The organism is Steroidobacter agaridevorans, assembly GCF_009932555.1.
GTDB classification, from domain to species: Bacteria; Pseudomonadota; Gammaproteobacteria; order Steroidobacterales; family Steroidobacteraceae; genus Steroidobacter; species Steroidobacter agaridevorans.
The window spans coordinates 1-12660 of record NZ_BLJO01000008.1 but is presented as its reverse complement, the minus strand read 5'-3'; the positions used below and the strand labels follow the sequence as shown (position 1 = coordinate 12660).

The 12660-nt window shown below is 63.0% G+C and carries 10 protein-coding genes; 9 read left to right on the top strand and 1 reads right to left on the bottom strand.

Translation table 11 applies throughout. The features are described 5' to 3' along the window. Positions 1-18: 18 nt before the first annotated feature. Entirely contained in the window at positions 19-1029 is a 1011-nt protein-coding gene (locus GYH35_RS25810; RefSeq protein ID WP_161813119.1) for a sugar phosphate nucleotidyltransferase, read from the bottom strand. Between the two features lie 317 nt (positions 1030-1346). Here GYH35_RS25810 and GYH35_RS25805 point away from each other — a divergent pair, with 317 nt between their 5' ends. From GYH35_RS25805 to GYH35_RS25765, 9 genes are all read left to right on the top strand, one after another. Then, positions 1347-2867 carry a glucan biosynthesis protein gene (locus GYH35_RS25805; protein ID WP_161813118.1) on the top strand — a complete coding sequence of 507 codons (1521 nt, stop codon included), beginning with the start codon at positions 1347-1349 and terminating at the stop codon, positions 2865-2867. Beyond that, on the top strand, positions 2852-4984 hold the full coding sequence (gene mdoH / locus GYH35_RS25800; protein WP_161829910.1) for a glucans biosynthesis glucosyltransferase MdoH: 2133 nt from the start codon (positions 2852-2854) through the stop codon (positions 4982-4984). Before GYH35_RS25805 ends, mdoH begins: the two co-directional genes overlap by 16 nt. A gap of 150 nt (positions 4985-5134) precedes the next feature. Next, positions 5135-5749 carry a hemerythrin domain-containing protein gene (locus GYH35_RS25795; RefSeq protein ID WP_161813116.1) on the top strand — a complete coding sequence of 205 codons (615 nt, stop codon included), beginning with the start codon at positions 5135-5137 and terminating at the stop codon, positions 5747-5749. 177 nt (positions 5750-5926) lie between these two features. Beyond that, the gene (locus tag GYH35_RS25790) at positions 5927-6277 is read left to right on the top strand and encodes a DUF2934 domain-containing protein (protein WP_161813115.1); all 351 of its coding nucleotides are present in this window, start codon (positions 5927-5929) and stop codon (positions 6275-6277) included. 57 nt (positions 6278-6334) lie between these two features. Continuing rightward, positions 6335-6784, top strand: coding sequence for a GNAT family N-acetyltransferase (locus GYH35_RS25785; protein ID WP_161829909.1), 450 nt, complete (start codon positions 6335-6337; stop codon positions 6782-6784). Positions 6785-6851: 67 nt separating this feature from the next. After that, complete coding sequence (locus GYH35_RS25780) at positions 6852-9086, top strand: ATP-binding protein (RefSeq protein ID WP_161829908.1); 2235 nt, start codon at positions 6852-6854, stop codon at positions 9084-9086. Continuing rightward, positions 9079-9543 (top strand): response regulator, encoded by a 465-nt coding sequence (locus tag GYH35_RS25775; RefSeq protein WP_161829907.1) that lies wholly within the window; start codon positions 9079-9081, stop codon positions 9541-9543. Before GYH35_RS25780 ends, GYH35_RS25775 begins: the two co-directional genes overlap by 8 nt. A 2-nt stretch (positions 9544-9545) precedes the next feature. Further along, complete coding sequence (locus GYH35_RS25770) at positions 9546-11948, top strand: response regulator (RefSeq protein WP_161829906.1); 2403 nt, start codon at positions 9546-9548, stop codon at positions 11946-11948. After that, positions 11938-12576, top strand: a complete 639-nt coding sequence (locus tag GYH35_RS25765) for a biliverdin-producing heme oxygenase (protein WP_161813110.1) — start codon at positions 11938-11940, stop codon at positions 12574-12576. The genes GYH35_RS25770 and GYH35_RS25765 overlap by 11 nt, the downstream gene beginning before the upstream one ends. Positions 12577-12660 lie beyond the last annotated feature (84 nt).

Here is a 12660-nt window from a genome sequence, read left to right as displayed (position 1 = left end):
CAGACGCTGGCGGAGAATTTACAGAGGCGCGCCCGCCATCGAGCGCTCGAAGTTCGCGTGCCGTGCGGCCAGATTGATATAACCCGACATCTCCGCCGCATACCCGGCCGTTCGCTCTCCGGGCAATTTGCGCAGCGTCTCGCCGACCCGATGCGGCGTGCCCAGATCGCTCCAGCCACAGGCCGGCACCGGCAGCACGCACAACGAGGCTTCGCGCCCTTCCAGCAGGTCGCGCGAGAAATCCAGATCTGGCATCCGCGTATACATATCGACAATGGCCGGCCAGCCGCCGGCCGATTTGTGCTGAAGCGCGCTGCTGACGATGACCTGCATCTCCATGACGGTGGGAGCGAAGCGCGGCAGGTACAGGTTCAACAGCGCGCGGGCCGAGGCCGCGATAATAAAGGTGTTCCACAAGCCGCCCTTGCGGACGATCTGGGCTGCCACAGGCAACTCGGGCTTTTCCACGAACCGCGCCACAGTTCGGGCGCCGAACCGGCTGGATTCGCCCGGCACGATGTAGCCGAGCTCGCTGTCGGGCTCCTCGGGATGCAGCCCGAGCAGCACCGGCAGATCAGGACAGCGCGAGACATGTTCCATCGCGTCCGCGAGCGAGCGCTGCAGGATGGATTCGTTGGCCACGTAGTGGTCCGACGGCAACATCAGCACCTGCGCTTCCGGATCCTGGCTTAAAATGTGCACCAGCGAGTAGAGGATGCCGATGGCCGTGCCCCGGTTGCTGGGCTGAACGATCAGGTTCGGTTGCGGCAGCGAGGACAGCGCCGGAATGTTCGCCCACCAGCGGTGATGCTGTTGAGCGACGATGGCGCAGACCCGGTCGGCGGCGACCTGCGTTCGGGCGCGGGTCAAGGCATCTTCCACGAGCGACGGGCCGCCGCTCAGGGAGCAATACTGTTTGGGGACCGGCGTACCGCAGGGCTGAGTGGTCAACGCTCGTAGCCGACTGCCGTCGCCTGCCGCCAGAACCAATGCCCATCGATGTGGCTGGCTGCGCAACGCGTCGGTCATGCTGGTCTCCGAGAAGAATGCGGTACGAAGGGAATAGGCTGGTAAAGTGACGATGTGGTAGCAATGCCACGAGCGAACATCGCTGCGAGTAATACGCGGCGAACCGACGCAGTTCCGCGACAGTGATGAAATCTGGAACCGTGGTAACGAGACATGCGTAGACCTTTGAGTGAACGCTGCTCGCGCCGCGGCCTTTGAACCAGGAACGATCGATTCGGATGAATTCAGGCGAGTCAGCAAATTCTCGGGGCCCGGGCGCCCCGCCCACTCCGCGCACACAACCTCCCCTGCCACCGCAGCGGGCGGCGCAGAAAGTCATGCGCCGTTACTGGCTGTTGATGCTCGCCATCACTTTTTCCTGTGTGGCCGGCGCCGCATCGGTGAAGCCGGCGGTCGAAGGCGCACGCAACGCGCGTTACAAATTCACGCCGAACACGGTCGTCGACCTGGCCAAACGAACCGCCGCGGCCGCCTACGTGCCACGCCGCCTGGAGGGCAACTCCGCGCTCCAGCAGCTCAGCTACGATCAATATCGCGACATCCGCTTCAAACCGGAAATGGCGTTGTGGCGTAACGAGCAGGTGCCGTTCCGGGTCGAGCTGTTGCCCGCCGGCTTCCTGTTTCAAACACCGGTGAAGGTGTCGGCGGTCGAAAGCGGCATGGCCAGCGATTTGACCGGCACGCCCAATATGTTCGTGCTCGGCCCGCACGTCGCGAAGCAGCTTGCCAATCACACCCTGCCGCTGTCGGGCTTTCGCGTGCGCACGCTGCTCAATTCCCGCTCGGTGTGGGACGAATTCATGGTGTTCCAAGGCGCCTCCTACTTTCGCGCCGTGCCCCGCGGCGGGCAGTACGGCTTGTCGGCTCGCGGCCTGGCGATCCGCACCGCGCATCCGGCAGGCGAAGAGTTTCCGGCGTTCACCCAGTTCTGGATTGAACGTCCGGGCGCTAATTCGTCTGGAATCGTCGTGCACGCCTTGCTGGACAGCCCGTCCACGACCGGCGCGTATCGCTTTTCCATCCAGCCGGGCACCGAGACCGTGATGGACGTGGACGTGACGCTGTTCCCGCGCGTTGACCTGGACAACATCGGTCTCGCGCCACTCACATCGATGTTTCTGTTCGATGAATCCGAGCGCACCCGCATCGACGACTTCCGCGATGAAGTGCACGACTCCGACGGTCTGCAAGTGGTAACAGCTTCGGGCGAGCGTTTGTGGCGGCCGCTGCGCAATCCCACCGAGCTGCAGACATCCGCCTTCACCGCCGAGGCGCCGCGCGCCTTCGGTTTGGTGCAGCGGTCCCGTCGCATCAGCGACTATCGCGACTTCGAAGCCAAGTACGAGCTGCGCCCGAGCGCCTGGATCGAGCCCACCTCCGACTGGGGCAAGGGCTCCGTGGATCTGATCGAGATTCCCACCGAGAACGAGACCAACGACAACGTCGTCGCGTTCTTCCGTCCGCATTACACCGTGCCGGCGGGCAAGCCCTGGCACATCTCGTATCGCATGCGTTGGAACAACACGCCGCGCATTACTCCTTCATTGGGCCGGGCCACGGCCACGCGCACCGGTCCGACGATCGACGGCAAGCGTCGTATCTTCGTGATCGACTTCGCCGGCGCGGGGCGTAACATCGAGGACCTCAAGCTCGACGTTGGCGCTTCCGCGGGCAAGTTGTCGCATCCGATGTTGCAACAGAACCCGTTGACCAAAGGCGTCCGCGCCAGCTTCGAGCTGGATCCCGCGGGCAGCAACCTGGTCGAATTGAGATTGCGCCTGCTGCGCGCCAATCGTCCCATTACCGAAACCTGGCTTTATCGATGGACGGCCAGCTGAAATCTCCGACCTCTCCTACCGAAGGCCGCGACGTGGTTCGCGGCGGCATGCCTTTCGAACGTCCGATCGACATGCCAGTGCAGGATCTGCGGCAGAGTCCGCAGGTCGTGCGTGCGCTCGGGCCGGCGCCGGTCCGGGCAATATTTGCACGCGCCATCGTGATTCTTGCCACGCTGGGCCTGACCGGTTATGCGCTGTTCGAAATGCTGGGCATCGTCGAGTTCTCGAAGATGACGGTATTGCAGGGCGTGATGATTTTCTTCTTCACCGTCACGTTCGGCTGGATCGCGTTCTCCGCCGCCTCGGCGATCGCCGGTCTGCTGGTGCCCATCCACATTCCGAAGACCCAGGCGAATCTGGCCGGCTCGCGCACCGCGCTGCTGATGCCTATATATAACGAGGATCCGACCGCCACGACGTCGGCGCTGCAGGCGATGGCCGAAGCGCTCGCGCAGGCCGGCGCCGCTCAGCACTTCGAGATCGTCATCATCTCGGACTCGACGCAGGTCGATCCGTGGATCAATGAATCGATTGCCGTCGACCGGCTGCGGCGCGAGCTGCGCAACGTCATGCCGGTCTGGTACCGCCGCCGCTGGCACAACACCGGCCGCAAGGCCGGCAACGTGGAAGAGTTCGTCAAGCGCTGGGGCGGACGGTACGACTACATGATCGTGCTCGACGCCGACAGCCTGATGTCGGCGGAAACCATGGTCGAGCTGGTCCGTCGCATGCAGGGCGACGCGCATCTCGGCATTCTGCAGACCGTGCCGATGCTGCACGGTCATTACAGTTTGTTTTCACGCATCCAGCAGTTCGCCGGTCGCGTCTATGGCGGCATCATCGCGCGCGGTGTCGCGACGTGGTCCGGCAACGAAGGCAATTACTGGGGTCACAACGCCATCATTCGCGTCCAGGCGTTCGCCGAAGCCTGCGGCATGCCGCAGCTGCCCGGCCGCAAACCCTTCGGCGGTCATGTGATGTCGCACGACTTCGTCGAAGCCGCCTTGATGCGCCGGGCCGGCTGGAAGGTCCGCATGGCGCCCGACCTCGACGGCTCCTGGGAAGAAAGCCCGCCGTCGTTGATCGACGTGGCGGTGCGCGACCGGCGCTGGGCGCAAGGCAATCTGCAACATTCCAAGATCGTCGGCGCCGATGGCCTGTCGACCATCAGCCGCGGTCATTTCTGCATCGGCATCATGAGCTATCTGTCCTCGCCGCTGTGGCTGATGCTGCTGGTGGTGGGTTTCGCGCTGACCTTGCAGGCGACGCTGATCCGTCCCGAATATTTCAGCCGCAGCTTCCAGCTGTTCCCCGACTGGCCGAAGTTCGACGCCGAACGCATGATGCAGCTGTTCGTCTTCACGATGATCGTGCTGTTCATTCCCAAAGTGCTGGGCATGTTGCGCTCGTTGTTCAACAGCAAGATCCGCAAGGGTTGCGGCGGCTTCCTCGGCGTCATCCTCAGCACCGTATTCGAGACGCTGCTGTCCGCGCTGTACGCTCCGATCATGATGCTGGTGCAAACCCAGCATGTCATCGAAATCTTCACGGGTCGCGACTCGGGCTGGAATGCACAGCGCCGCCGCACCGACTCCACCGCGTGGAGCGAGTCTGCGCGCATCCATTGGGTGCACGTCGTGATCGGCGTGCTCACCGGCATCATCGCCTATCTCATATCGCCTACATTGCTGGCCTGGCTGACGCCGACGCTCGCCGGCCTGTTGCTGTCGATTCCGCTGTCGAAGATGAGCGGCAGCGTGCTGGCCGGTCGGGTGATGCATTCGTTGGGGCTGCTGCGGACGCCCGAAGAGAAACATGCGCCGGCGGTCATCAAGCGTCGCGACGAATTGCTTGCGCAAGCCAAGGAGCCGGCACGCGATGGTCTGCGCCTGCTGGCTGCCGATCGTCAGGCGCGCTACGCGCATATCACCGGCAACCTGCCGCGCCCCGCCGAGTCGCGAGGCCACCCGGATCCGCATCGTCTCACCGCAGAACAAAAAGTGCGTGACGCCAGCAACCTCAACGAGGCGCTGTCGTGGCTCGGCCCCGCCGAGAAAGTGCACGTCGCGGGCGATCCTCGCATGCTCGAGCGACTGGCCGAGCTGCCCGAGAGCTAACTAACATTTGATAACCACTCGCCTCCTGCGCGAGTGGATGTTGTCCGCGCTCTGCTCTCATGGTTCCTGCTCAGGAACTTCGAGTCTTCGCAGGTCATTGCTCCGGAGCTAGCCACTCCCACTCAAGTTCAAATGTCGAGGAGCAAGCCCATGGCACGAGCCACACACACAAGTTCGACGGATGCACCGCGGGATGCAATTGCTTTGCTCAAGCAAGACCATCGTGCGGTGGAAGCGTTGTTCGCTGAATTCGAGGACGCCGACGAAAGCGAGCAGTCGGAGCTCGCGACCCGCATCTGTCAGATGTTGACGGTGCATACGCAGATCGAGGAAGAGCTGCTGTATCCGCGGGCCAAGGAGGCCTTCGACGAGGAAGACGACGAAATGGTGTACGAGGCCGAGATCGAGCACGGCTCCGCCAAGGAGCTGATTGCCAAGATCGAAGCCGGCACGCCGGAGGATCCGGAGTTCAAGCCGCTGGTGACGGTGCTGATGGAATACGTGAAGCATCACGTCAAGGAGGAGGAGAAGGAGCTGTTCCCCGCGCTCAAGGAGACCGAGCTCGACCTCAAGGAGCTGGGCAGCCAGCTCGCGCAACGAAAGATGCAGTTGATGGAGCAGATGGGCATCGAAGCCGAAGAAGCGCCGGAGCCGCGACGCAAGCGCTCGACGGGATCGCGCACTTCAGCAGCCAAACGCCGCCAGGCTCGCGCCGGCAGCCGTAGCAAATCGGCACGCAGCTCGGCGAGTCGCGCACGCCATTGAGATGTGACTTGATTGTGATCGCACCGAACGGCGGTGGCTCTGACGAGTCACCGCCGTTTTCTTCAGTGCGGTCGGAAGAATGAGCGCAGCGCTGCTCCAGCCATGTAGTTCCTGGAACCTTTGTCGGTCGATGACGTTTGACTCGAGGATGAACACAACCGCCGATCGGAGATCATCATGGCGAGCCGCCCCTCAGGTACGAACCCCCGCTCCAAGAAAGGATCGACGCGCACGCTGCCGCCGGTGACGACTGTGACCAACGAGGAGCAGAAGCTCGCCGATGCCGACGCTGTCGAAAATCGCGCTGCCGACGGCGTCGTCGGCGAAGCCGCGACTCACGATGTCGAGATCACCAAAAGCAATCTGCAACAGCGCGAGCTGCCGTCGCTTTCCGGAAATCGCGAAGCAAGGATTGCCGAAGCCGCCTATTGGCGCGCCGAACGTCGCGGCTTCGCGCCCGGCAGCGAGCTCGACGACTGGTTGAGCGCGGAAAAAGAGATCGACGAGCAGAACGATCGCCGAGAGTAATTCGGCCACCGATCCGGTCCTTTATACTTCCACGCAAAGTGGCAGCCTGAGGACCGTATGACGTCAACTTCGTGTGTGCGCCCGTTGCAAGCCGATGACCGTGCCCGCTGGGATGAGCTGTGGGCTGGATATCTGCAGTTCTATCAACAAACCCTGCCGCAATCGACCACCGACCTGACCTGGCGCCGGCTCATGGAAGGTCGCGAGCTGTGGGGCTTCGCCGGACTCGATGACGGCGGGCGGATGGTCGGCTTCGTTCATTATCATTTCCATCTCTCGACCTGGTCGCCGGTCGGCTACTGCTATCTGGAAGATTTGTTCGTCGATCCGCAGGGGCGCGGTCGGCATGTCGGTCGCTCGCTGATCGAAGCTGTCTACAAAGCAGCCGACGAGCGCGGCAGCGCCCGCGTCTACTGGCATACAGAAAACACCAACGCGCGAGCGCAGATTCTGTACAACCAGATCGGCCATCTCACTCCGTTCCTGCAGTTCCGCCGCCGTAGTTGAATAAACGGAACTTTCTGCGCCTTCCACGCATTGGATCGCGCAGAAAATCAAGCTCGATGAGCGGCGGATGGTGTCAGCGGTCTCGACATCCGATCTCAACCTCGACCTCGACTTATGCGCGCAAGAAGCTATCCGGATTCCGGGCAGCATTCAGCCGCATGGGTCGCTTGTGGTTGTGGATCCCGGCAGCAAGCGGATCGTGCAGGCAAGTGCCAATGCAACGGCACTGCTCGGCAAGCGCCGCGGCTCGACCGTGCTCGGCCTTTCGCTGGCCGAACTGGTCGGTGCATCCGCCAGGCGCCAGATCGATAGCTGGCTGGCCAACCCCGACAGTAGTTATTTAAGAACATTGGACATCAATGGCCAGCGCCTGCAGGTGCTCGGCCATCAGACGGCTCAGGGGATCATTCTCGAGTTCGAGGAGCCGCCCGAGACCGAAGGCGAAACGCTCGAAGCCTATTACCCGCGGGTCGGCCGCTTCATGGAAGATCTGCCGGCGCACGAAGATCTCGCCGCGCTATGCGCAGCCGCCGCCCGCGAGTTCCGGCAGATCAGCGGCTTCAATCGCATCCTGATCTATCGTTTCGACGAGCAATGGAACGGCGAAGTGCTGGCCGAAGACGGCGACGGTGTGCTGCCCTCCTACGCCGGCCTGCGCTTTCCCGCGTCGGACATTCCTCCGCAGGCGCGTGAGCTGTATCGACTCAACCGGCTGCGCGTGATTCCGGACGCGAACTACACGCCCGTGCCGATCGAGCCGCCGCTGGATGAAGGCGGCACGCCTTTGGATCTGAGCTTCGCTGCCCTACGCAGCGTCTCGCCAGTGCATCTCCAATACATGCGAAACATGGGCACGCTCGCGTCGATGTCCATTTCGGTGCTGGTCGACGGCCGTTTGTGGGGCCTGGTATCCGCTCACAATGCGTTGCCTCGACGAGTCAATGCACAGGCGCGCACCGCGTGCGATCTGATGGGCCAGGTGCTGTCCCAACACATCGGCGCGCGTCAGCGCGGCGCGTACGCCGCCCGGCGTATCGATCTCAAGCAGGTGGAAAGCGAGCTGCTGACCAAGATCGCAGCCAGCGATTCATTCCAAAGCGGCCTCGGCAATCACGCGGACACCTGGTTGAAGATCGCCAACGCGAGCGGCGCGGCGGTTTTGCACGATGATTCATTGTTCACCGCCGGCGTCACGCCGCCACAGGATCGGCTGCGAGCGCTGACCGAAAAACTGCATCGGCAGGGCGCCGATTCTTTCGTGACCGACAGCCTCGGCCAGCAATGGCCCGAGTTTGCCGACATCGTCGATGCGGCGAGCGGCGTGCTGGCGATTTCGATCTCACAATTGCATTCGAGCTACATCCTCTGGTTCCGCCCCGAAGTGGAGCGAACCGTGCTGTGGGCCGGCGATCCACGCGAAGCCAAACAAGTGGAAAACGAACGCCTGACGCCGCGCAACTCGTTCGCCAGTTGGAAAGAGTTGGTGAAAGGCCGCGCCTTGCCGTGGTCGCAGGCCGAAATCGACGGTGCGGTGGACTTCCGAAGCGCCATCGTCAATTTCGTGCTTCGTCGCGCCGAGGAGCGCGCCGAGCTCACCAGCCAGCTGCAACGCTCGAACCGCGAGCTGGAGTCGTTCTCCTATTCGGTGAGCCACGACCTGCGTGCGCCGTTCCGGCACATCGTCGGATACACCCAGCTGCTGCGCGACCGTGAGCAGTCGCTGAGCGCCCAGTCGCAGCACTATCTCGACAGCATCAACGAGGCCGCCGCGTCGGCCGGTCAGCTGGTCGACGATCTGCTGAGTTTTTCGCAGCTCGGCCGCACGGCGCTCTCGATGGCGCCGGTCGATATGCAGAAAGTGGTGCAGGAAATCATCCGCTCGGTGGAACCCGATACCCGCAGCCGCCAGATCGAATGGCGCGTTCAACCGCTGCCGCCAACCAATGGCGACGCCGCGCTGTTGCGCCAGGCCCTGTACAACCTGGTGGACAACGCTCTCAAGTACAGCCGCGACCGCTCGCCCGCAATCATCGAGATCGGCGGTGAACAACTTGCGTCGGAGTGCGTTTACACAGTGCGCGACAACGGCGTCGGCTTCGACATGGCGTACGCGCACAAACTGTTTGGCGTGTTCCAACGGCTGCATCGCATGGAAGATTTCGCCGGCACTGGCATAGGACTGGCATTGACACACCGGATCATCGAGCGTCACGGCGGCTGGATCGAAGCGCATGGCGCCGTCGATCGAGGCGCGGAATTCCGCTTTGGCATACCTCGTAAAGGAGCAAGCGTCGATGGCTGATCTGCGGCCCATCCTGTTGGTCGAAGACAACCTGAAAGATATCGAGCTGACCCTCGCCGCGTTGGCCAAGTGCCAGCTGGCCAACGACATCGTCGTGGCCCGCGATGGCGCCGAGGCCCTGGATTATCTGTACAGCCGCGGCCAGTACAAAGACCGCCTGCCGGGCGATCCGGCAGTGGTGCTGCTGGATCTGAAACTGCCGAAGGTCGATGGCCTGGAAGTGCTTGCAAACATCAAGTCCAATGGACAGACGCGTTCCGTCCCTGTCGTGATGCTCACGTCGTCGCGCGAGGAAAGCGACCTGGTGCGCAGCTACGAGCTCGGCGTGAATGCTTTCGTCGTGAAGCCGGTGGACTTCAACGCGTTCTTCGAAGCGATCCAGGATCTGGGCATGTTCTGGGGTGTTCTCAACGAAACGCCGCCTCGCATGGCGATGTCTGGCACGGGCAAGAAGTAGCCATGGTAGCCGAGCTCGCCTCTCGCACCAACGCGCAGACACGCATTCTCTTGCTGGAAGACAGCGAGATCGATGCCGAGCTCGCCATCACTCATCTGGCAAAAGCAGACAGTGCGAACACGGTGCAGCGAGTAGCGACCCGCGACGACTTCATGCGCGAAATCGGCAACGGCGGCTACGACGTGGTGCTGGCGGATTATTCCCTGCCCGACTTCGACGGGCTGACGGCGCTCGACATCGTGCGCGAGCACCATCCCGATATGCCTTTCATCTTCGTCTCCGGCGTGGTCGGCGAAGAGTTCGCGATCAACGCATTGCGCCGGGGCGCAACCGACTATGTGATGAAACGCGGCTTGAGCCGTTTGCCGGCCGCAGTCGACCGTGCCGTCGCCGAAGCGCGCGAGCGTCAGGATCGTGTGCGGGCCGAACAAGCCCTGCGCATCAGCGAGACCAGCGCGCAACTGGCAATCGAGACCGCGGGCCTGGGCCGCTGGGAGTTCGATCCCGCAACCGGCACTTTCGATGTGGATGCGCGCTGTCGCGAGCTGTTCGGGCTCGCACCGGACACCGTCGCCAGTCACGAAACGTTTCTGAAGAGCTGTCACAGCGGCGATCGGCTGCGCATCGAAACGATCTTGAATGAAACGCTCCAGGCCGGGAGCGCGAGCAACGTTGCCACCGAGTTTCGCATCATCCGCGCCGGCGATGCGCAAGAGCGCTGGATCTCGCTGTCGGGCCGCTCGTTCCAGGACGGCGGCGCGTGCACTCGCCTGATCGGCATCGTCAACGACATCACCGAGCGCAAGCAGGCCGAGGCCGCCCTGCAGGATTTGAATCAGACGCTGAAGTTGCGGGTCGCTCACAAGACCGCCGAGCGCGATCACTTGTGGCAACTGTCGAAAGACCTGATGGCGGTGATGACGCCGGTCGGCGCGCTCATCGAAGTCAATCCAGCGTGGCAGGCGTCGCTCGGCCACGGCACCAGCGAAGTGGTCGGCGAGCATCTCGCGAAGTTTGCCCATCCCGACGACGCCTCCGTGGTCCAGCAGGCCATGGCGCAAGCGGCTCACGAGAATCAGCGCCCGTTCGAATGCAGATTCGTTTGCCGAGGCGGTGAGACCCGCTGGATTTCCTGGTCGACGGCGCTCGGTCACGGCTACATCTATGCGGTGGGCCGCGACATCACCGAAGACAAGGTGGCGCAATCTCAGCTCGAGCACGCACAGGAAGCTCTGCGTCAGGCGCAGAAGATGGAGGCGGTCGGCCAGCTCACCGGCGGCATGGCGCATGACTTCAACAATCTGCTGCAGGTCGTGGTCGGCAACATCGAAACTTTGCAACGCAAGCTGCCGCCGAATCAGGAACGCTTGCGGCGTGCGGCCGATCACGCCATGGCCGGCGCCCAGCGCGCGGCGAATCTCACTCAGCACCTGCTGGCCTTCTCGCGCAAACAGCCGTTGAATCCGCGACCGGTGGCGGTCAACCGGCTGGTGGCCGGCATGTCCGAGATGATCCAACGGACGCTCGGCGAACTGGTTGTGGTCGAGACCGCGCTCTCGCCAAACCTGCGGCACGTGGAGATCGACGGCAATCAACTCGAGATCGCGCTGCTGAATCTGGCTGTCAATGCCCGCGACGCCATGCCTCATGGCGGCACGCTCAGCATCGAAACATTCAATCTGGATCTGCGCAACGCGCCTCACTGTACGGCAGAAAATCTGCCGCGCGGCGAGTACGTCGTGATCAACGTTCGCGATACCGGCACCGGCATGCCGCCCGAAGTGCAGGCACGGGCGTTCGAACCTTTCTTCACGACCAAGAGCGTCGGCCAGGGCACCGGTCTCGGGTTGTCGCAGGTCTATGGCTTCGTGCGCCAGTCCGGCGGCCAGGTGCGCATCACTTCGGCGGACGGCGCCGGCACATCGATTCGTATTCATTTGCCCGCCGCTCGTCCCGATGCGCAGGTGCCCGAAGATGACAATCAATGCGAAGCGTCGCTCGCCGCGAAGCGCGAAACGATTCTGGTGGTAGAAGACGATCCAGATGTACGCGCTTTTACCGTCGAGACGGTCCGCGAGCTTGGCTACGATGTGCTCGAAGCGCGCGATGGCGTCAACGCACTCAACCTGCTGCGCCAGACGCCTGCCGGCGACATCGATCTGCTGTTCAGCGACGTAGTGTTGCCGGGAGGCATGAATGGCCAGCAACTGGCCCAGCAGGCCGTCGTCCTCCATCCACGCTTGAAAGTATTGTTCGCGACCGGCTACGCGCGCGATGTAATCGTGCATCACGGAAGGCTCGACCCGGGCGTGCAACTGATCACCAAACCTTTCGCTTTCGATGACCTGGCAGCGCGCATCCGCAGCGTGCTCGACGGTCAGGATTCCGCTCGACATGCAAATTGAAGAAACACCGACGACCGGCCCGGCCACCTCCAGCGTCAAATTGAACCGCCGCAACTCGCTGCGAGGCGCGACCGATCATTTACATCGCGACCTCGATCGGATCGCCGCCGGTTTCAACCTGGCCGATGCGACTCACTATCGGCGCTTTCTGCAAGCCAATGCCGCGACGCTGATCGCGATCGAACAGCTGCTGGAAACAGCGGGCGTCGATCAACTGTTGCCCGACTGGCACGAGCGATCGCGCCGCGCGGCGATTCTCACCGACCTGCAAAGCCTGCAGTCGGACGTGCAACCGCTCGCGCTGCGCCGTACAGCACCGACGCCGCCCGAAGTGTTCGGCATCTTGTATGTATTGGAAGGCTCGCGCCTCGGGGCGCGCGTGCAGTTGGATCAGGTGCTGGCCAGCGCCGATGAGAACGTTCGTAACGCGTCGTCCTATCTGAGCCATGGTCAGCCCGGCGAAGGCAGCAACTTGTGGCGCAGCTTCCTCGAGCATCTGGAGACCCACGAGGCCGCCGACGACCAGACTCAGACTGTGTCTGGCGCGGTGTACGCCTTCACCATGTTCATCCGTTCCTTCAGCCAGGCCGCCAACGATCTGCGCTTGCGCACTGCGCCGGCGGCGTAATCAAGTGCTTGGGCATGGATGCCCTGATGCAGCGGGCACAGGGACGTGCAGGAGCTGACTTGGGCACGGATGCCCTGATGCAGC